Origin of the sequence: Bacteroides xylanisolvens, assembly GCF_018289135.1 — a bacterium.
In the GTDB taxonomy this organism is placed as follows: Bacteria; Bacteroidota; Bacteroidia; order Bacteroidales; family Bacteroidaceae; genus Bacteroides; species Bacteroides xylanisolvens.
The window spans coordinates 2,105,522-2,126,477 of the sequence record NZ_CP072216.1; the positions used below are offsets into that span (position 1 = coordinate 2,105,522).

Below are 20,956 nucleotides of genomic sequence, written 5' to 3' on the forward strand. Positions count from 1 at the left end.
TTATGAAAAAATACATTCTTTTCGGTGGCTGTCTACTGTTATTGGCATATATCACGTCATGTGATGACGGACGTATTTATGAAAAAACAGAGACCCTGTCAGAAGAAGGACGCACATTGAGAATGAGCGGAAGAATCAGTGGTATCAATAAATGGCCCGATGGTTATAGTGTTGTAGTGGCAGGCTTCAGTGATGAGAGCGAGTATGCCGTTGTCACAAAAACAATTCCGGCGGTCGAAAATGATGAGATTCAGGTAACCATGACAGGAGTCAGTGACAAAGTAACCACTATTGAGTTATGCGTTATTAATAGATTAAGAAAACGAGTAATCAGCTTTCGGTCAATGGACGATCTTACGGCAGTTGACGACACTATTCTTATGGATGTGGGAACTGTGGATGCAGGTATGTATCATGGCATTCAGGAAAAAGTATTTAATACTACATGTGCCCACTGTCATGGTGGAGGTAGTTCGGCAGCAGGCAACCTGTATCTGACAGAGGGCAAAAGCTATGAGGCACTCGTCAACCATCCGTCAAAGAAAGTAGACGGTATGTTACTTGTCAAGCCAGGCAGTGCACAAGAAAGTGTATTGCATACATTATTGAATACCACTATTAGTTCAACTTGGGGATACGATCACTCTAAAGAAATACTGTCATCCCCTATTTTGACCCTTATTGACGATTGGATCAATAACGGCGCACAAGAATAAATAGTTATTATACAATTGATATGAACAACAAAAAACAACAGAATATTCAGTCTGAAAAGACACTAACAGAGATTTTTAAATACAATGCAGGAGGAGAAGCTTCAGAGTATCACATCATCATTCATTCTACTAAACCGGAAGATACATACGAAGAACAACTGAATGCAGTATTAAACACTTACGACTATTTACTTACCCAAGAACTGAAAGGAGCAGTCGCCATCCTCAAACGCTATTTCTTAAGTGACGCCGCCAATCAGGCAGATACACTATTGGCATTGACAACTGAAGGTTCGGGCTGCACACTTTCCATTGTGGAACAGCCCCCGCTGGACGGAACCAAGATTGCCTTATGGGTCTATCTGTTGACTGACGTACAGACGCAAGTCCTGCATAACGGGCTTTTCGAGGTGAAGCACAGTGCCTACCGCCACTTTTGGGGTGGTAGCGCATTCAATCGTGCCGCCAATTCGGAATACCAGACCCGCCTGTTATTGAACGACTATGTGATGCAACTCATGGAGCAAGGTTGCAGACTGGCGGACAATTGTATCCGCACATGGTTCTTTGTACAAAATGTAGACGTGAATTATGCCGGAGTAGTGAAAGCGCGTAATGAAGTTTTCGTTACCCAAAACCTGACAGAAAAAACACATTACATTTCCAGCACCGGTATCGGCGGTCGCCATGCCGATCCGAAAGTACTGGTACAAATGGATACTTATGCCGTAGCAGGATTACAACCGGAACAGATTCATTTTCTCTATGCACCTACCCACCTGAATCCGACTTATGAATATGGAGTAAGTTTTGAACGTGGCACGTATGTAGATTATGGCGACCGCCGCCAGATATTTATTTCGGGTACGGCAAGCATCAACAACAAAGGCGAAGTGGTATATCCCGGCAACATTCGCAAACAGACAGAACGGATGTGGGAAAATGTGGAAACCCTGCTAAAAGAAGCAGAATGCACTTTTGAAAATTTGGGACAAATGATTGTATATTTGCGTGATATAGCCGACTATGCAGTCGTTAAAGCAATGTATGACCAACGTTTCCCGCACACTCCCAAAGTATTTGTTCATGCTCCGGTATGTCGCCCCGGATGGTTGATTGAGATGGAATGTATGGGAGTGAAAGAATGTAAGAACAAGGGGTACGCTCCATTTTAAATCATAAAAGATTATACCGTTGAAAAGGTTACTTATTATCTTATATATCTGTCTGGTGGGACTACTCGCTGCAGCTACTTTTGTAGAGCAAGCGTATGGGACAGATTTTGTAGAGAGAAATATATATCATACATGCTGGTTTTGTTGTTTGTGGGGAGTTATTGCCGCAATTGCACTTGTTGCTCTCATCCGACGTGCTTTATGGCGACGGTTCCCCATATTGTTGTTTCATGGCTCCCTCCTCGTTATCCTGGTGGGGGCCATGATTACGTTTACCGGCAGTAAAAAAGGATACGTACATTTACTGCCGGGAGTGACGGCAGGTAGTTTTCAGGAGTCGGAAAGCGGAAGAGAAGCAGACCTGCCATTCACAATACAGCTGGATAGTTTTCGTATAGCATACTATCCCGGAACTGAAGCTCCGGCAGACTACATCAGTTATATCACCTACTCTCTTCCCGGACAAAAAGATGTTCTGTCACACGAACAGATTTCAATGAACCGTATATTTACATTACAAGGTTTCCGTTTCTATCAGTCATCTTTCGATGATGATGGAAAAGGGAGTTGGCTGACTGTCAATTATGACCCGTGGGGTACGGGAGTTACGTATGCAGGATATGTTCTGCTCGGTATCTCCATGATCTGGTTATTATTTTCCCGCTATGGCGATTTCCGACGCCTGCTAAGTCACCCGCTACTGAAAAAAGGAGGTGTATTTCTATTGTTCCTCTTCTGTCTTGCAGGTAGTATGCAAGCACAAAAAAAACTTCTCCCGGCACTGAAACGGGTACAAGCAGACAGTTTGGCACAAGAACAGGTCATTTATCACGACCGAGTAGTACCATTCAATACATTGGCGCGCGATTTCATTCAGAAATTGACAGGCAAAGCTTCATATAAAGGTTTGACGCCTGAACAGGTAATTGGTGGCTGGCTACTCTATCCGGAAGTATGGAGAAATGAACCATTGATATACATCAAAAATACAGAGTTGCAGCATTTGCTAAACTTACAGACACCTTACGCCCGATTAACCGATTTATTTGACGGTCCGGTCTACCGTCTTCAGAAAACCTGGCAACAAGAACAGGGAAAAGGTAGCAAACTCGCCAAAGCCATCCAAGAAACGGACGAAAAAGTGGGATTGATCCTGATGCTGGAAAAAGGAACATTCATTCAGCCATTACCCACTGATGGCAGCGTGCAACCACTCTCCGAACTGGAAATAAAAGCCGAACTACTCTACAACCGGATTCCGTTCAGCAAGATTCTTTTTATGATTAATCTATCATTGGGAGTATTGTCTTTCCTGCTTCTGCTTCAGTACAGCCTGCGAAGAAGGGTACTCTCACCGAAAGCCAAAGCGATTACCCGCACAGCAGGAGCGTTCTTTTCTGTTGCGCTCTATCTTGCTTTCATATTCCATTTAGCAGGATATTGCCTACGTTGGTATATTGGCGGACGCATTCCACTTAGCAACGGTTACGAAACCATGCAGTTTATGGCACTCTGCATCCTCTTGGTAGCCTGCCTGCTCCATCGAAGATTCTCATTCGTACTTCCATTCGGATTCTTGCTCTCCGGCTTTGCGTTGTTAGTCTCTTATCTGGGACAAATGAATCCGCAGATAACGCCATTAATGCCGGTGCTCGTCTCTCCGTGGTTAAGCATTCATGTTTCATTGATTATGATGTCTTATGCCCTATTGGCATTTATCATGCTAAACGGAATACTGGCATTATGTCTCCGAAAAAAAGAGCCGGAAAACAATGTCTCTGAAAATGACGACAGACAAGATAACCGGATAGAACAGTTGACGCTAGTCAGCCGTTTGCTACTCTATCCTGCGACGTTCTTTTTAGGGGCAGGCATCTTTTTGGGAGCAGTCTGGGCAAACGTTTCCTGGGGAAGATACTGGGCGTGGGACCCGAAAGAAGTATGGGCGCTGATTACCTTCCTTGTATATGGAGCAGCCTTCCATTCACAAAGCCTGCGCATTTTCCGCAAGCCTTTATTTTTCCATATTTATATGATTCTTGCTTTCCTTACAGTCTTAATGACTTATTTCGGAGTGAATTATGTTCTTGGCGGGATGCATAGTTATGCAAACTCCTGAACCACCATACATAAGAATCGGCCGAAGTGATTCACCCGCATTTCTTTTATTTGGTTGTTAAGTTGAAAAAACATTAATGTATTCATTTTGGAATATGAATAGATGATGTATTCTAAAAGAGGTAAAGAGGGTGCACTTCACAAAAGGATACCCTCTTTTACCCATCCAGTTTCACACACGTGCGTGCACCTCATGTTTCAACCACGCACCCGGCAGCATTTCTTTTTCACCTTTTTCATTCACCAGTTCCATCTGCAATACACCTCCGTTACAATCGAAGTAACGAACCTCTATCGGATGCAATCCGGCTTTCAAGGCCTTCTGCACAATAATCTCTACCGATGAGTGTGCACCGTCATTATCTCCCAGCAATTCACCGTCAAGCGTCAATGTACTACCGTCATCCGATAGAAGGGCAAAGGTGTAAATACCATCAGCGGGAACTTCCAGATAACCGGTCATCACCAAGCCGATATTTCCTTTCACCTCTTCGGGGATAGATACCGATTCTACCACATATTCCCCTTTTACCGGAGCCGCGTCAATATCTGCACAAAGATTACCGCGGAAGTCATGCCATACAGCTTTCAAGCCGGGCTGCAAGGCAGCCGGAGCAGTCACCGCCTCCGCATAAGGAGCCTTTACATATTTAGTATGTGCCACATCCGAAGGAGAACCGTCCGGACGGAACGTGCGGAAAGCGAAATCGGTAGTCTCCGTCACGTCCAGAGCACCATTATAAAGAGTAGACTCTTTGGTAGGCATACTGCCGTCTGTCGTATAGCGTATTTCAGTACCGGGCAACGGGCAAGTCAAGTCAATCGTTGTTTCATCAATAAATGCATTCACTTTATAGAATCCCTGTAAATCAGGCACACGATAATTTACCCTCATCACATCCATCCGTTTAAACTGCGGAACAAGCTGACGATAAAACTCTTCGAGGCTTGGTTTAACAGCCGGTTCTACCCAGGCTATTTCGCTCAATGCAATCATGCGGGGAACGATCAGGTATTCAATGCGCTTCATTGTCGGAATCCATTCAGACCAGAGATTAGCCTGTACACCCCAAATATATTTCTTCTGTTCGGGTGATAATCTATCATCCGAACACGGATCGTATGCCAGTATTTTCTTCACTGAATTCTGATCCTGCGCATAATCGAAATAGAAATATTCATTCGGACAAGCAATCACTTTCTGCTTTTGCGCGGTCGCCGTAGGCAACGCGTCTTTCGCCCAACTTCTCCACCATGTAATAGCAGCATCGGAAGATAATCCGTCGGCTACCACTTCATCCCAGCCGATGAGTCTCTTTCCGTTGGCGAGGAAGAATTTCTCCATGTCACGTACAAACCATGCCTGAAGTTCTTCTACCGAACCCAGCTTCTCCGTACGGATACGTTTCTGACAGAGAGGGCATTTCTTCCAGTTGGCTTTTTCCACTTCATCACCACCCATGTGCACATATTCATAAGGGAAAAGCTCGAAAACTTCTTTGAACACATTCCGACAGAATTCCAGCGTCGCGTCTTTACCCGGACAGATAGGAGAAGAGAAGATTTCTCCCCATCCGATTAGTCCGTCGCATGCCAACTCCGGATATTGACTGATAGCCGCGAGGAAATGTCCCGGCATATCAATCTCGGGAATGACATCAATTCCTCTTTGCGTAGCATAGGCTACTATTTCTTTGATATCATCATGAGTGTAATAACCTCCATACAGCGTATCTCCTTCCACAATGCGTATCTTATCTTCCGGAATCAGGAAATCGGTATTATCTTCCTCTTTCGCACGTGCCATGCAGGTACGGTCGTGCTTATTAAACTTACGCCAAGCTCCTTTTTCGGTAAGCAGCGGGTATTTCTCAATCTCTATACGCCAGCCCTGATCGTCAGACAAATGCCAGTGGAATTTATTGAGTTTATACAAAGACATCAGATCCAATACATGCTTTACCTCATCTTTATTCCAGAAATGACGGGAAGCATCCAGCATAAATCCACGCCATTCAAAACGAGGTGCGTCTTCTATTTGCACGACAGGGATTGAATAAGTTTGTTTCTCTCCCTGCACTTCTATCGCTGCAGGAAGCAGCTGGCGAATAGTAGTAATCGCAGAAATGATACCCGAATAGTCATTAGCCTCTACCCGGATATATTCCGGCGTAGACTGAAGTTTATAAGAACCGGGCTTGCCACCGGTATCTTTCAACTGAAAATACATATCTACCTGATTCTTATCTGTAGTAACCTCCACAGAAGACGATATGACATTGCGGAGAATCTCCTGCAAATACCCGACTGCCGGAAACAACGACTGATCGGAAACTCCAATCTTCATTCCGTCTTTTAAAACAAACGAGCCCGACTGCTCGGTCAGACTAACGGGGGTAGGTAGGATTGCAATCTCTTGCTTGACGGTGGGCGTACAAGAAGAAAAAACACAAGCTGATACAATGAGTAAAGAACTACTTAGTTTTTTGAACATGCGGTTAACTATTTAATAAATGATTTGTCCTGTCTTTAATTGACCATCTATATATAATACAACTAAAACATAGAAACTACTAAAAACCCGGAAAAAGTTTTTTTGCGACTTGACGTCACAGACTCCTATAAATGTTTATCTTTGCTAGCCAATCGCAATCAAACAATTAATTATAAAGAGTCACTTCAATGTCAAGAGAGAACATCTTAATCAAAACCTCATGGATTAGCACCATTGGCAATGCAATCCTGTCCGCATCAAAAATCATCATCGGTTTATGGGCCGGTAGTTTGGCGGTAGTGGGCGACGGTATCGACTCGGCAACCGACGTCGTTATCTCTATCGTTATGATTTTTACGGCACGCCTCATCAACCGTCCTCCTTCAAAGAAATATGTATTTGGTTATGAGAAAGCGGAAGGCATCGCGACAAAGATTCTGTCACTGGTGATATTTTATGCCGGTATGCAAATGCTGATATCTTCCATTCAAAGCATCTTTTCAGATGAAGTGAAAGAGATACCATCGGCTATCGCTATCTATGTGACTATATTCTCTATTGTCGGCAAACTGATGCTGGCTTCGTACCAGTACAAACAGGGAAAGAAAATAGACAGTTCCATGCTGACGGCGAATGCGATAAATATGCGTAATGATGTTGTCATCTCGGCCGGAGTTTTATTAGGGTTGATTTTTACTTTTATATTCAAATTGCCGATACTCGATTCGATAACGGGATTGATAATCAGCCTCTTTATCATCAAGTCGTCCATTGGTATTTTTCTCGACTCGAATGTGGAGCTTATGGATGGCGTGAAGGATGTCAATGTGTATAATAAGATATTCGAAGCTGTCGAGAAAGTGCCGGGAGCAAGTAATCCGCACCGGGTCAGGTCGAGAATGATAGGAAACCGGTATATAATTACGCTCGATATAGAGGTGAATCCGCAGATAACGATTACACAAGCGCATGAGATTGCCGGGGCGGTGGAGAAAAGTATTGAAAGCTCGATAGATAATGTCTATGATATTCTGGTGCATGTGGAACCTGCCGGGGAGTGTCAGACGGATGAGAAATTCGGGGTAGACAAGGATATGGTGTGACACGTGAAAATCTTCGGCAACAAAGAAAGCTATTCCGCTTCTTTTTCTTAACTTTGCATTCATCGTTCACATTTTAATAAAAATTTGATATGGAAGAAGGAACATTCAGGCGCTATCCTATCGGGATACAGGATTTTGAAGATTTGCGCAATAATGATTACATATATGTTGATAAGACTGCACTGATTTATCAACTCGTCAATACAAATAAGATTTATTTCCTGAGTCGTCCCCGTCGTTTCGGGAAAAGTCTGCTTGTCTCTACGCTCGAAGCCTATTTTCTGGGAAAGAAAGAACTTTTCAACGGACTGGACATGGAGCAGTTAGAGAAAGACTGGACAGTGTATCCGGTGCTACATATCGACTTTAGCGGCAGTAAATATATGGAAGCAGAGTCACTTCGCGCATCTATCAATGTTCAGCTGTTACTTTGGGAAAACGTCTACGGACGTCAGGAAGGCGAAGACACATTTAGTTTACGTCTGGAAGGTATCATCCGCCGCGCTTATGAGCAAACCGGGCAGCAGGTTGTCGTATTAGTGGACGAATATGACGCCCCGATGCTGGACAGTAACAATAACCATGAGTTGCAGCATGAGATTCGTGGTATCATGCGCGACTTCTTCAGCCCCTTAAAAAAGTCAGGTAAATATCTTCGCTTCCTCTTCCTGACGGGCATCAGCAAATTCAGCCAGATGAGCATATTCAGCGAACTTAACAATCTTCAGAACGTCAGCATGAGCGATAATTACAGCACTATCTGCGGTATCACCGAACAGGAACTGCTGACACAGATGAAAATTGATGTCGAACAGATGGCACAAGCCAACGATGAAACGTATGAAGAGGCGTGTGCCCACTTGAAGAAGCAATATGACGGATATCATTTCAGTAAATCCTGTGTGGATGTGTACAATCCTTTCAGCCTGATTAATGCTTTTGCCCAAAAGAGTTATGAGAACTACTGGTTTTCTACCGGTACCCCTACCTTTCTGATAGAACTCCTGCAACAAATGAACTTTGATATCCGTCTGCTCGACCGTATGGACGCCAAGCCGGAAGACTTCGACAAGGCTACGGATTGTCTCACCGACCCAATTCCGGTGCTCTACCAAAGCGGTTATCTCACAATCAAGTCGTACGATGCTTTCTTTCGTACCTATACATTAGGCTACCCGAACGAGGAAGTAAGAATCGGCTTTATCGAGTCGCTCATCCCTTCTTATCTTTACCAACCTACGCGCGAAAGCAACTTTTATGTAGTGTCCTTTGTGCGTGATTTAATGAAAGGAAACCTTGAATCTTGCCTTGAACGCACCCGGTCTTTCTTCGCCTCTATTCCGAACGACCTAAACAACAAAGAGGAAAAACATTATCAAACTATATTCTATCTTCTGTTCCGCTTGATGGGACAATATGTGGATACCGAAGTCAAAAGCGCTGTCGGACGGGCGGACGTGGTTATCAAAATGCAGGATGCTATTTATATACTTGAATTTAAAATGAACGGCACCGCAGAAGAGGCTTTAGCGCAGATTAACAGCAAAGGGTATGCGATTCCTTATGAGGCAGACCACCGGAAAGTGGTGAAGGTCGGCATCAACTTCGACAGTACCACGAGAACGATTGGAGACTGGAAAATCGAAACGGATTAACAGCGTACGCCACTTGCTTGAAGTAGACAAGGATATGATGTGACACATGAAAAAGGCAGCAGTTGCTCTCGTCTGTGAGTAACTGCTGCCTTTTTGCGTGTTCTGTGCTGTCGTAGCCGGGAAATTAGGGTGTATTGCCACAGCTTGCTGTGGTGCGTTTCCCTAACTTGTTGTGGCATGCTCCCCTTGCCTGCTGTGGCATGCTTCCCTAGCCTGCTGCGGCACGTCTCCCCAGCCTACTGCGGCACACATCCCTTTCCGCCGTTCCGGTTTTACGTATTCAATAGGCTGTTGCTTTGATACGCAGCTTGATGGCATTTTCGGCTGTATCCAGTACCAGTTCGCAGTTTTCAGAGGTTACAGAACTACCGGTGACGTCCATTTCCAATGAGGTGATTTTCTCAAGATCGAGTTGGGTTAAGGTGTATCCGTCTCCTTTCACCACCGTGAATCCACCTTCGGGAAAATGGGATGGCCGCATCTTCCATTGAGCCACAAACGTCAGTTTGTCCTTGTCAAGGGTGATTTTCTCTACCGGTGTAGAGTTGTCTTTGTCGTCGCCGCCGCAGGCGGTTACCAACGTTGCTGCCACAAGGCAGAGGAAAAAGATTCTTAGTTGTTTCATGCGTCTTTCTGTTTTCTTTAAAAGGGTAAATTATGAAAGGCTGCCGCCTTTTTTGTTTGCCATGAGGGCGGATGCGCTGTCTGCAGCCGGACTGTCCGTCCTCATTCGTGACCTGCTTCTTTATGCAGCCGGGTCGGGGGCTTCACCTCCTCCGGGGATTTCAGGGTCGGGCGCTTCGCCGCCGCCACCGCCGCCACCCGCGTTTTCGTCACCCAGCAGAATCGGGAAACGGTAAGAGCGTGGCGTTTTCAATGCCTTGTTGCTTCCGCTATATTGTGTCGTGATGCTTAGCGCATAGAGCTTTCCGGCTTCTATGGCAGGTAGCATGATGGTGAGTTGTGACGGTGCGTTGTGAACGATGACGGACACTTTCAACGGGACGGCTCCCTCTTCGTCTTTGGTGAGATAGATGCCGACCGAAGGGTCGTCACCGAGGATTTTAATGTTGCTTCCGCTGATAACGGCAGGACCGCCGGAAGTGATGACCTGGCTGATACTCTTCGTCACGGAGTCGGTGATGGAGTTGATGACCGGCCCCGTCTGTGCCAGCCCGTTGCAGATTACTTTTACGGCTTTGAGCTGGTCGCGCAGCAGTTGTCCCGGTGTGTAGGACACACCGAGCGAGTGCTTCGTGGCGTCAAACTGGGCGTTCTCCCCGAGGAACGAACCGCGTACGGTGACAATGTACTGTCCCACACCGTCTACCACGCTCTTCCCTTCGGCGATGGCTTCCACCTTCTTCTGGTCGGCAAGGTCGAGGATGTTCTCGATGGTTTCCTGCCGGTACTCGGTACGCTCCTTGATGATGCGTGCTGCGATTTCTTTGTTGTGCAGACTGCCTGTGATGCGTGCGCGTCCGGTGTAGTCGCCTTTTTGTTCGGTCATGATGTTGTCGTAAAGGTCAACATTGAGCGTGATTTTTTCGTTTGTTGCCATGATAATGATTGTTTTAAGGAAAGTGAATATCTATTTATTAGTTACGTTCTGTGCTGCTTGTCATTTCGCACGTATCTTGATAGCATTACCGTCCAGATAAAGTTCGAAATAACTGTCATAATATGTCATGCCCCCAGTAGTATTAGTCATCAGATGGAACTTCATAAGATCACTGTCAGTCAAGGTGTAGCTGTCGGTTCCCTTAACAACGGTTTCGGCTCCTGGCCGGACAGTGGAACTACTCAACACGTAATCATATAGATCTAATTTAAAATCAGAATCCGCCGGAAGTTCGTTTTCAACCGTAACGGTGGGGATGGTCACTTGATTGCCATTAATCGCAGCTTGCAGACAGAGGCTCCGTTCACTCTCATACGTTCCCTCCTCCCTTGCTTTTATTTTTCCGCCTTTCAGTTGCAGTATTCCTGTAGGGGCAACAAGCACTTCCTGCCCCTTTATGCTTTTGGAGATTTCAGCATCGCCTTCCATAATGAGCGTGGCATTATCACCGACAGAGATACCAATTAGCTGGTCATCAACAAACCCATCGCCGGAATATAGTTCGAAGCCGTTACCCAGCGTTAGTTTGCAAGACGCCCTAACAAATATGCAGGCGACATCAGCTGAATGGGCAGCAGCATTTCCATAAATGTTGAGGTTGGTCAGCTTCAATGACGCGCCGTTTGTAAGCTCAAAAAGGCTTTTGTCGCTAGCGGTACGGGAAATATTATAATTATCGCCGCTGATAGGATTATTTCCGCCGTCGATAGCAATGTGTTTGCCGTCTATTGAAAAGGCAAAATGCTCTGCATCCGCAGCAACCTCAAAGCCTTTACCGAGGATGATTTGTGTTGGTGCATCCGCAGTGCCGTCTGCCGTTTCAATAGCGGTTTTCAGTTCGGCTGCGGTAGTGACAAGCGTCTTGTTGCTGACCGTCACAAGGCAGGTGGCGGACTTTTCGCGTGCGGTGGCGGTGATGGTAGCTGTTCCTTCAGCTACGGCGGTCACCAGTCCGTCTTTACTTACGGTGGCTACGGAAGTTTTGTCACTGCTCCATACTACGGATTCGGCAGTCACCCGGTCGGGGACAATGGTGGGAACCAGCGTTTCGGTCGCTCCCGATTTCAGGGTCAGAGTCTCATGATTGAGGGTGATGCTCTCTACGGGCACAGAGTTGTCGTCATTGTTGTCGTCGCCACAGGCGGTTGCCAACGTTGCTGCCATAAGGCAGAGGAAAAAGATTCTTAGTTGTTTCATACTTCTTTTGTCTTTCTAAAAGGGTGAATAAATCGTGTTCTCTTTTCGGACAAAAGTAATATGCAACAACGAAAAGGTATAGCCAAAATCCTGCATTGTATAGCCAAAATCCTGCAAATCTTGCAGGATTGCCGGAAATTCCATTGTTCGGAGAAACTTCTACCTATGCATTGATGGAAACAACAGCATTTGATGATAAAAGAGTATCGCCTTCTCCTTTAAGGTACAGACTTTTGTCGGCGGAACTCGGTAGGAGTCATTTTTACCAATTCGCGGAAATTGCGGTTGAAGGTGCGCATTGCCTTGAAGCCCGACGCTCCGGCAATGTCTTCAATTGTGTGGTTCGCGTAGTCCGGAAGCAGGAGCAAGTCCATGGCATGACGGATGCGCAGGCGGAGAAGATAATTTTGCAAGGTCAGTCCTGTGGCACGCCCCACAGCGGCGGAGAGATTACGCTCGTTTGTGCCAAGAGCTTTAATCAGGTCGTCACGCTTGAAGTTGTAGTCGAGGTACGGTTGTTCTTTCTGCAGATAGGCTTCGAGCTCTTCAAACAAGTGGTTGCTATCGCCGGATTGCAGGTAACAGATGAGGTCGCCCATATCGGCTTCGAGCGGTGGTTGGGACAGTTTTCCATCCTGTTCGACGATAAAACGGCGTAGCATCTCGTAAGTGTAATGATAGTTAGTGTACAGCCATGCAAAAGCAGGATAGAAAACCACGATAAGGAAACTGAAACTAAACTCGGGTATCGGTCCCGGACAGACAAGTAAAACCCATGCGCCAATGCCGATACTCAACGCATAAAGGAAAGCGCGCATCGTCCACCGGAGTTCCAGTTTTGAGATACACTCTCCGGTCAATTCTTTTAAATGCGTGATGTAGCGGTGTTTTTTACGGAAAAAGAGGCGGACGTAAACGAACAGTTGTACGGTATAGGTGACACCGAACAAGGTCCGCACTGCCAACGGGAGATTGTGAACGACACACGCACGCCATTCTGCTAAAGAATATACACAGACGTCCGCTTCAATGCAGCAACTCACCACATACAGCAGAATGAAAACGAGCGAAGGCGCCGCATGCTTCATCACATTGGCAAAAGTGACGTATCTGCTGTCGAACAGCAATATCAACATAAACGTGAACATCAACGCCTGCGAAGAAGCAAGCACCAACACCAATATTGAGAATAAGTCCAACGACCGGTATACGCCGAACCCGTCAACCAGCAACTCCGCCAAATGACCGGCAGCGATAATGAGAGAAGCAGCGATGAAGAAATGGCATGCACGCCTGTATTTGGGATTAATGGCGTGCGCCATCTGCTTGAAGCAGACAAGACCGAAAGATATAGACAGACATATTCCGATAATAATGCCGTTTGTTAGTGTGTGTAAAGCCGGTATATCCATTGCTTAGCATTTATTTTCCCGACAAAGTTAATGAATCTTGACGAGAAACCGACTAGTTACACCCTGTAAAACTCGACAAGTCTGCAAAATCGTATAGAAACAACCTAATAGCTAATCTTCACTCCGGCAAAGAAACTTCTCGGCAGAGAAGGCCCGTAAATATAGCCGGAATCCCGATTAGCTCCTCTATCAAAGTCCTTCTGATAAGACTCAAAGAGGTTCTGAACTCCGCCGTTTAGTTGCAAATCGACTGTTTTGTATAGCTTGAAGTCATAAGCCAGTTTCACTCCCAAATCGAAGAAACGGGGTGTACGGATGGCTTCCGCCTTTCGTTCGGGCATTGCGCCCAGTTCGGCGTTCTCGGCGGTGATATCCATGCGTTGCACTAACATTCTCCCGGTATAAGTTCCTGACAGGGCAATGGATAAAGGTTTGATGGGAGTATAAGTAGCTGTGAAGTAACCATATGTATCGGGAGTACGGAAAATTTTCTTTTCTGCCGGTGCGTCGTCATGCCATTTATGAGGTTCATCGTATCGGCTGCGTTGCAAAGTGAGTCCCGCTTGTATTTGCAGGATGGAAAGATAAGCCACTTTGCCCTCCAGCGTTAGCCCCATCACTTTCGCGCCGGGACCGTTACTGCGTGGTTTTACCAATATCCCATCGCCACGGTCATAAGGTTCGCCCAACACGAAGACATCTGTCAGTCTTGTATAAAAGCCCTCGATCAAGAAATTCGTCTGGAATACTCCGAAACGGTGATACATATCTGCGGACGCACTGAAACTTTGGGATTTCTCTTCTTTCAAGTTCTTCGCACGCTCAATCATTGCCACTGTTCCGCCCACATTTTCAATATGCATATCTTCATCAAAAGCCTGCGGAGCACGGAATCCGGATGAATAGCTCAAACGCAGGTTTATATTCTGTGTCGGGTTGAAACGCAAGTTGGCACGGGGGCTAAAGATGACATTATCTACCATGTTATGCTTATCCAGACGACCACCGATCAGAATGCCCCAACGGTCGTTCTTCCACTCGTTCTGCAGAAAAGCACTGTAAATATTTACCGTCTGATCCGTGTGGCGGTCATATCCCCACATATTATCTTTCAGACGATCACGGTTATATTCAAGTCCTGCCGTGAGGTCAGAAGGCATAAAAAAACACTTATCAAACGTATGTACATACTGCGCGCCGCCCATAGCGGTTAAATCCGTTGTTTTTCCATAGGCTTTCAGAGGATCGTTACCCGGTCCGTAATAACTGTCCCGATCTGTATTGGCGGCTGACGCAAAGATACTTAGACGGTTCTTTTCATCTGGCGAGAAATAATCGAACTTCAAACTTCCACCATCAATCGAATGTTGCAACTGCTCTGCAATATGGGCTTCGTGAGGAGGACGGTCCAACATATCCCCTCCCCGACGGAATTCCTGCATGTGGTGATATTCGAAGGTTAGTTTGGAGTAAGTGCTTGTTTTCAGATAAGAGCGGAAGCCCACTGTCTGATTCTTCAATTTAGGTAGTTCGGTGAATCCGTCTCCGTCATAATCATATCCGGACCGGTGACGGTTCTGACCAAAGATATACAGTCCGGCACGATGATCGTCCGTCACTAATGAAGCATTCAGGGAGGTATTGTTATCGAATGAGGAGCCGCCCCCTAAAGCAGTAAGGGTGTGCGACAGCTGGCCGGAATTGCGCAAAGGCTCTTTGGTGATTATATTGATGGTTCCTGCAATGGCCGAAGAGCCGAACAAGGCGGAACCTCCCCCACGCATCACTTCTACGCGTTCAATCATGCTGGCGGGAATCTGTTCCAGGCCATACACTCCGGAAAGGGCACTGAATACGGGACGGGAATCTATCAAAATCTGCGTATACGGTCCGTCCAGTCCATTGATGCGGACTTGCTGGAAACCACAATTCTGGCAGTTTGTCTCTACACGTACACCGGGCTGAAAGTTCAGCCCTTGCGATAAAGTGGAAGAGTTAGTCGTTTCAAATAGCTTCAGATCGACGACATTTACCAAAGTAGGAGCCAAACGGCGCGTCGTTTCACTGCGGTTGGCGGAAACCACTACCCCATCCAAAGCAATCGCGTCCTCTTCTATTTCAAAATCCTCTTCCAGTGTCTTTCCTTTTTTCAGAGTCACGTTGCGGGTCACGGTCTTGTAGCCGACCGAGCTAACCTCCAGTATAAAGTTACCTTCCGGCAAATTCTTCAAAAAATAATGTCCGGTAGCGTCGGTCACGGTTCCTATCGTTGTTCCTTTCAGTGCAATGGTGATGTAAGGAAGGTGCTCTTTCGTTTTCTTATCCAGTACATGGCCTATGATGTTCGCATCGGATTTTTTCAGTTCAGGGTAGTCCGGATGTTCAGCCAATGCGTATGACAGGACACAATACAGGCCGGCCAGGACTAAAAGATATTTCTTCATTGTCGTTAGTCTTTTAATGTTTAAAATCAAAAATAATAATAAGGGAAAGGGAAGCAGCGATCATTAATCGTTGTTCCTAACTGATGAATACTGTTCCCGAAAAGATAGACTAAGCGACAGGAGGTGCTCTAAGAGATATGACGCCCGGACAAGAACGGTGATATGGCTCAACTTGCGGGCGGATAAACAGGATACATAATAGAGATAAAGCAGCGACCGCGAATGTAGGTATTAATCCGCTGTCTGTCACCAATACATGATTCAACAGGTGAATGAGTTGGAATTCAACCGTCGTATGGCTATGTTCACTGCCTTTTTTAAATGGATGCGAATGGACAATCGTTACCCCGTTTACTACATGGGAGTGAGTAAATAAAGTGATTCCTGCCATGTACGAGATAAACAGTACAGGCAAAAACCACTTCATTATATGTAGGTACAATTGTTTCATCCGGTAATCTTGCACATCTATTCTGTGCAGTAAAGTCAGGGTTTAGTTTGTTTTTTTGCAAAGATAAGGATTGTCTCCATGCAAAACAATCCCTATTTATAACGATTTTAAATCTTAACCGAATCTTAATAACTGATCTTCACCCCGGCAAAGAAGCTTCTCGGAAGTGACGGACCATAGATATAGCCGGAGTCACGGTCAGCTCCTTTATCGAAGTCGTCCTGATAGGCATTGAAAATATTCTGTATGCCGGCATTCAACTGGAGGTTCATCGACTTGTAAAGTTTGAAGTCATAAGCAGCTTTCAAACCGATATCGAAAAAGTCTTTGGTATTCACCGTTATCGGATTTTCAAGGAATCCCGGAACCGGCTCGTGGGGAACCAGCATCGAACCGGTATAGGTACCGGAAAGAGCGATAGATAACGGTTTTATCGGGGTGTAGGTTGCTGTAAAATAGCCGTAAGTATTTGGCGTACGCATCATTTTCTTCACCGCCGGAGCTTCTTTGTTCCAGATGTGCGGTTTGCTGTAATGGCTCTGTTGCAGAGTGACTCCCGCCTGAACTTGGATTTTATTCAGGTAAGCCATCTTTCCTTCCAGTGTCAATCCCAGAACTTGCGCTCCTGATGCATTGTGACGGGTACGTGTCAGAATTCCATCCACTACCTCTCCGTCGGTAAGGGCAAAAACATCCGACAACTTTGTATAGAATCCTTCTACCAGGAAGTTAACCTGAAACGCACCAAAGCGATGATAAATATCTGCCGAAGCACTCAAGCTCTGTGATCTTTCTTCTTTCAGATTATCCGCCAGTTCAACCATCGCTACATTACCGCCTACATTTTCCACATGCAAATCTTCGTCGAAAGCCTGCGGAGCACGGAAGCCGGATGAGTAACTAAAACGAAGATTGATGTTTTCTGTCGGATTATAACGCAAGTTGGCACGCGGACTGAATATCACATGGTCAATCAGATTATGCTTATCCAAACGGCCGCCAATCAGGAATCCCCAATGATCATTTTTCCATTCGTTCTGAAGGAAAGCACTACCGATATTCACTTTCTGGTCTACCGTGCGGTTGTATCCCCACATGTTATCTTCCAGTTTGTCCTGATTGAACTCTATTCCGGCAGTCAGGTCGGAAGGCATGAAGATGCATTTGCCGAAGCTGTAGACATACTGTGAGCCTGCCATCCAGTTCAAGTCAGTGGTGTTTCCGTAAGCATCCAAAGGGTCTCTGTCACCTGGACCATAATAGCTGTCGCGATTGATATGCTGTGCAGATGCAAACACATTGAAACGATGGTTCTCGTTAGGGGAGAAATAATCGAACTTCAGTCCTCCGCCATTGATTGAGTGTTCGGTCTGCTCCGCCACATTCGCTTCATGAGGCGGGCGGTTCAATAAGTCTCCTCCCCTGCGGAATTCTTCCATGTGGTGATATTCAAAAGTAAGTTTCGAATAAGTCGTTGTTTTCAGGAACGAACGGAAACCAATTGTCTGACCGTGCAATTTGGGTATTTCGGAATATCCGTCGCCGTCATGGTCATACGCAGAACGGTGGCGGTTCTGACCGAAGATATACAGACCTGCACGCTGGTCGTCCGTCACGAGAGACGCATTCAATGCCGTACTGTTGTCGAAAACGTCGCCATCGCCAATTCCCGTAATCGTATGAGATAACATACCAGAGTTGCGCATCGGTTCTTTGGTGATGATATTGATTGTACCGGCAATGGCAGATGAGCCGAACAGTGCCGAGCCGCCTCCACGCATCACTTCCACATGTTCTATCATGCTGGCAGGAATCTGTTCGATACCATACACACCGGAAAGCGCACTAAAAATGGGACGGGAATCGAGCAGGATTTGCGTATAAGGGCCATCCAGTCCATTGATACGCACTTGCTGGAAACCGCAATTCTGACAATTGGACTCTACACGAACACCCGGCTGAAAGCTCAAGCCTTGCGCCAAAGTCGTAGAATTGGTATTCTCAAAGATTTTCAAATCTACTACATTCACCAGTGTCGGAGCCAGACGGCGGGTGGTTTCATTACGATTGGCAGATACGACTACGCCATCCAAAGCAACCGCATCTTCTTCTATCTCGAAATCTTCTTCCAATGTACGCCCTTTCTTCAGCGTCACATTCCGTCTGACGGTTTTATATCCCACCGAACTGACCTCCAGCACAAAATTACCTTCGGGAAGATTCTTCAAAAAATAATGCCCGGTAGCATCGGTCACAGTTCCGATGGTCGTACCTTTCAAGGCGACTGTAATATAGGGTAAATGCTCTTTTGTATTTTTATCAAGAATATGGCCAACGATATTGGCATCTGACTTACGTAATTCGGGATGATTAGGATATTCATGAGCTTGTCCTTCGAGGGCAGGCAACAATGTGCAGCACAAGCAGACAAGCGAAAAGATGTAATTCTTCATTTTTCGTTTGTTATTCGTTTTCGATAAGTATTTACATGGATAGACAGATAATGCCCGTACCTCATGCAAGGTACGGTATCATCATTTAAAGAATAGAGAAACGAATAACCGGGGGTGCCCTAAGTCCCACTACCCCATGATACGGACAGTGATAGTGAGTGTGTTGCGAACGTCCGGGCAACAAGCATAATAAGAAAGGAATAAAAAGGGAAAGAGCAAAAACAACAGCCGCACCGTCTGCCGTTAAGTGAGACAGACAATGAATCAGCTGTAGTTCGACTGTAGAATGTTCATGTGCCGCCCCTTTCTTAAACGGGTGTGAATGGACGATTGTCACGCCATTGACCACATGCACGTGGGCAAAGAATGTAAAGCTTACCAGATACGATACAAACAGTATCGGCAAGAAGTAGCGTGTAATATTCAATAACAATCGTTTCACCTCATTTTTTTCTTTGAGGCGGCAAAGATACGAACTATTTATTTAACAATCAATTATTATATGAAATTCTGTTAATATACAGCCGAGGCTATTACTTGAATAAACAGAATTAAGAATACCATGGCAATCGGATAAACAGTTGCGTAAGCTACGCTCGGAATATTGCTATCCACCATCGAGTCGGCAGCAGCGAGTCCCGGAGTACTTGTCATCCCTCCTGTAATAGTTCCCAGCAAATCGAGCAGACTGATTTTAAATACGAAATGTCCGACAATGGCTGCAACAAGCATTGGCACCAATGTGATGGCGGCTCCTACTCCGAACATCAATAATCCGCTTTCCTGGAAGGTAGCTACCAGATTCTTACCGGCAGAAGTTCCCACTTCGGCAAGGAAAAGAAGCAGACCTAACTGGCGCAACAACTGATTGGCAGGTCCGGACATAGACCAGATAATGGGTCCTGTCTTACCTATCGCACTCAACACAAGAGCTACCATCAAAACTCCCCCGGTCAGTCCCGGTGAGAATGACAGGCTATCAGAGAAAGAGATATTTATTTTGCCGAATAACACGCCCAATACAATACCCATTGCAATGGGGAAAAAGTCCGTATCAGATAGTTTCTTCGCATTATTTCCCAACAGGCGGGCTACTCCTTTAAGTCCCTCTTTCTCACCGACTACCATCAGTTTATCACCAAACTTCAAGGCTAGATCGGGAGACGGAGATAAATCAATACCGCTTCGACGAACACGAGTCACTGTACAACCAAAGTTTTTCTGTAAGTTCAAATCACCCAGTTGTTTGTTTATCATGTCTTTTTTAGTCAACAACAAAGACTCTATTTCCTGTGTTTTATCCAAAGGCAGTTCACCTTCTTCTCTATTGCCTACCAACACAGCCAGTTGATCCAGTGACTCTTCGCTGCCTACGGCTTGTATGTAGTCTCCTTCATGCAACACCGTATGGGCGGTAGGAATGGATATTTCATCATTGTGTTTCAGACGTGAAATGACAGCACCTGTCATACCACGCGCATTAATTTGCACCAAGCTGCGATCGAACACATTCGCATTAGTGACGCGATAAATACAAGTAGTCAATTCCGGGAATTGTCCGCGACGTTCTATCTCCAGGCGACGGGCTTCTTTATCTAAATCCACCCGCATGATTTTAGGCAACAGCTTGACAAACAGAATCACGCCGATCACTCCAAACGGATATGCGATACCGTAAGCAATGGATGCCAGAGGAGAATTGGTACTGTCGATGGCAACAGCCAAACCCGGCGTACTAGTCAGCGCTCCGGCAATCAGACCGACAACACTCGGTGTATCGATATCAAATGCATATTTCAGTCCGACTGCAGTAAGACAGGCGGAACAAATAATAAGCATAGTGATGAGAATAAGCGTCTTTCCTTTGCTACGGAAAGAATCGAAGAATCCGGGCCCTGCCTGAATACCGATGGTAAAAATGAAGAGCACCAAGCCGAAATTTCCTAATTCTTTAGGAATGATAACACCAAAATGCCCGAAAAGAAGGGCAATGAAAATAACTGCCGACACATCGAGAGATAACCCCTTAATTTTAATTCTTCCCAGCATAAATCCCAATGCGACAATCAGGAAAAGGGAAAAATAAGAGGAATGCAATAAGTCAGTAAACATAAAAA

Annotated in this window: 15 protein-coding genes; 5 read left to right on the forward strand and 10 right to left on the reverse strand. The window is 45.7% G+C overall.

Going from position 1 to position 20,956, the window contains the following annotated elements; all coding sequences use genetic code 11:
* Window positions 1–2 precede the first annotated feature (2 nt).
* The 3 genes from INE92_RS09020 to INE92_RS09030 are packed head-to-tail and all read left to right on the forward strand — an operon-like array spanning window position 3 to window position 4,010.
* Window positions 3–716 (forward strand): c-type cytochrome, encoded by a 714-nt coding sequence (locus INE92_RS09020; RefSeq protein WP_008640651.1) that lies wholly within the window; start codon window positions 3–5, stop codon window positions 714–716.
* 20 nt (window positions 717–736) lie between these two features.
* On the forward strand, window positions 737–1,891 hold the full coding sequence (locus INE92_RS09025; RefSeq protein WP_008640652.1) for a Rid family hydrolase: 1,155 nt from the start codon (window positions 737–739) through the stop codon (window positions 1,889–1,891).
* Between the two features lie 19 nt (window positions 1,892–1,910).
* Entirely contained in the window at window positions 1,911–4,010 is a 2,100-nt protein-coding gene (locus INE92_RS09030; protein WP_008640653.1) for a cytochrome c biogenesis protein CcsA, read from the forward strand.
* A 171-nt stretch (window positions 4,011–4,181) separates the two neighbouring features.
* Here the strand turns inward: INE92_RS09030 and INE92_RS09035 are convergent, their stop codons facing one another.
* Window positions 4,182–6,503 carry a family 20 glycosylhydrolase gene (locus INE92_RS09035; protein WP_087323350.1) on the reverse strand — a complete coding sequence of 774 codons (2,322 nt, stop codon included), beginning with the start codon at window positions 6,501–6,503 and terminating at the stop codon, window positions 4,182–4,184.
* 188 nt (window positions 6,504–6,691) lie between these two features.
* Here INE92_RS09035 and INE92_RS09040 point away from each other — a divergent pair, with 188 nt between their 5' ends.
* Together INE92_RS09040 and INE92_RS09045 are read left to right on the forward strand one after the other, a co-directional pair.
* A complete protein-coding gene (locus INE92_RS09040) occupies window positions 6,692–7,606 on the forward strand; it encodes a cation diffusion facilitator family transporter (protein ID WP_008022898.1) in 915 nt (304 codons plus the stop codon).
* A gap of 89 nt (window positions 7,607–7,695) precedes the next feature.
* A complete protein-coding gene (locus INE92_RS09045) occupies window positions 7,696–9,261 on the forward strand; it encodes an ATP-binding protein (protein WP_008640655.1) in 1,566 nt (521 codons plus the stop codon).
* Between the two features lie 280 nt (window positions 9,262–9,541).
* Here INE92_RS09045 and INE92_RS09050 read toward each other — a convergent pair whose 3' ends face one another.
* The 9 genes from INE92_RS09050 to INE92_RS09090 all read right to left on the reverse strand — a co-directional run bounded on the left by INE92_RS09050 (window position 9,542) and on the right by INE92_RS09090 (window position 20,951).
* Entirely contained in the window at window positions 9,542–9,886 is a 345-nt protein-coding gene (locus tag INE92_RS09050; RefSeq protein ID WP_004312540.1) for a hypothetical protein, read from the reverse strand.
* Between the two features lie 120 nt (window positions 9,887–10,006).
* Window positions 10,007–10,822, reverse strand: a complete 816-nt coding sequence (locus tag INE92_RS09055) for a DNA-binding domain-containing protein (RefSeq protein WP_004312541.1) — start codon at window positions 10,820–10,822, stop codon at window positions 10,007–10,009.
* Window positions 10,823–10,882: 60 nt separating this feature from the next.
* The gene (locus tag INE92_RS09060) at window positions 10,883–12,079 is read right to left on the reverse strand and encodes an Ig-like domain-containing protein (RefSeq protein WP_128859457.1); all 1,197 of its coding nucleotides are present in this window, start codon (window positions 12,077–12,079) and stop codon (window positions 10,883–10,885) included.
* A gap of 218 nt (window positions 12,080–12,297) precedes the next feature.
* On the reverse strand, window positions 12,298–13,491 hold the full coding sequence (locus INE92_RS09065) for an AraC family transcriptional regulator (protein ID WP_015530940.1): 1,194 nt from the start codon (window positions 13,489–13,491) through the stop codon (window positions 12,298–12,300).
* A gap of 104 nt (window positions 13,492–13,595) precedes the next feature.
* Window positions 13,596–15,935 carry a TonB-dependent receptor gene (locus tag INE92_RS09070; protein ID WP_008022917.1) on the reverse strand — a complete coding sequence of 780 codons (2,340 nt, stop codon included), beginning with the start codon at window positions 15,933–15,935 and terminating at the stop codon, window positions 13,596–13,598.
* 109 nt (window positions 15,936–16,044) lie between these two features.
* Window positions 16,045–16,386, reverse strand: a complete 342-nt coding sequence (locus INE92_RS09075; protein ID WP_008770610.1) for a hypothetical protein — start codon at window positions 16,384–16,386, stop codon at window positions 16,045–16,047.
* Window positions 16,387–16,511: 125 nt separating this feature from the next.
* Complete coding sequence (locus tag INE92_RS09080) at window positions 16,512–18,839, reverse strand: TonB-dependent receptor (protein ID WP_015530938.1); 2,328 nt, start codon at window positions 18,837–18,839, stop codon at window positions 16,512–16,514.
* Between the two features lie 85 nt (window positions 18,840–18,924).
* Entirely contained in the window at window positions 18,925–19,281 is a 357-nt protein-coding gene (locus INE92_RS09085; protein ID WP_032851504.1) for a hypothetical protein, read from the reverse strand.
* Between the two features lie 71 nt (window positions 19,282–19,352).
* A complete protein-coding gene (locus INE92_RS09090; RefSeq protein ID WP_009040471.1) occupies window positions 19,353–20,951 on the reverse strand; it encodes an aspartate:alanine exchanger family transporter in 1,599 nt (532 codons plus the stop codon).
* Window positions 20,952–20,956: the final 5 nt, after the last annotated feature.

What these genes read in the sequence shown, in the direction of transcription:
- INE92_RS09020 (WP_008640651.1), top strand. Translation starts at nt 3, where the DNA reads ATGAAAAAATACATTCTTTTCGGTGGCTGTCTACTGTTATTGGCATAT.
- INE92_RS09075 (WP_008770610.1), bottom strand. Translation starts at nt 16,386, where the DNA reads ATGAAACAATTGTACCTACATATAATGAAGTGGTTTTTGCCTGTACTG.
- INE92_RS09070 (WP_008022917.1), bottom strand. Translation starts at nt 15,935, where the DNA reads ATGAAGAAATATCTTTTAGTCCTGGCCGGCCTGTATTGTGTCCTGTCA.
- INE92_RS09060 (WP_128859457.1), bottom strand. Translation starts at nt 12,079, where the DNA reads ATGAAACAACTAAGAATCTTTTTCCTCTGCCTTATGGCAGCAACGTTG.
- INE92_RS09025 (WP_008640652.1), top strand. Translation starts at nt 737, where the DNA reads ATGAACAACAAAAAACAACAGAATATTCAGTCTGAAAAGACACTAACA.
- INE92_RS09045 (WP_008640655.1), top strand. Translation starts at nt 7,696, where the DNA reads ATGGAAGAAGGAACATTCAGGCGCTATCCTATCGGGATACAGGATTTT.
- INE92_RS09035 (WP_087323350.1), bottom strand. Translation starts at nt 6,503, where the DNA reads ATGTTCAAAAAACTAAGTAGTTCTTTACTCATTGTATCAGCTTGTGTT.
- INE92_RS09065 (WP_015530940.1), bottom strand. Translation starts at nt 13,491, where the DNA reads ATGGATATACCGGCTTTACACACACTAACAAACGGCATTATTATCGGA.
- INE92_RS09080 (WP_015530938.1), bottom strand. Translation starts at nt 18,839, where the DNA reads ATGAAGAATTACATCTTTTCGCTTGTCTGCTTGTGCTGCACATTGTTG.
- INE92_RS09050 (WP_004312540.1), bottom strand. Translation starts at nt 9,886, where the DNA reads ATGAAACAACTAAGAATCTTTTTCCTCTGCCTTGTGGCAGCAACGTTG.
- INE92_RS09040 (WP_008022898.1), top strand. Translation starts at nt 6,692, where the DNA reads ATGTCAAGAGAGAACATCTTAATCAAAACCTCATGGATTAGCACCATT.
- INE92_RS09090 (WP_009040471.1), bottom strand. Translation starts at nt 20,951, where the DNA reads ATGTTTACTGACTTATTGCATTCCTCTTATTTTTCCCTTTTCCTGATT.
- INE92_RS09055 (WP_004312541.1), bottom strand. Translation starts at nt 10,822, where the DNA reads ATGGCAACAAACGAAAAAATCACGCTCAATGTTGACCTTTACGACAAC.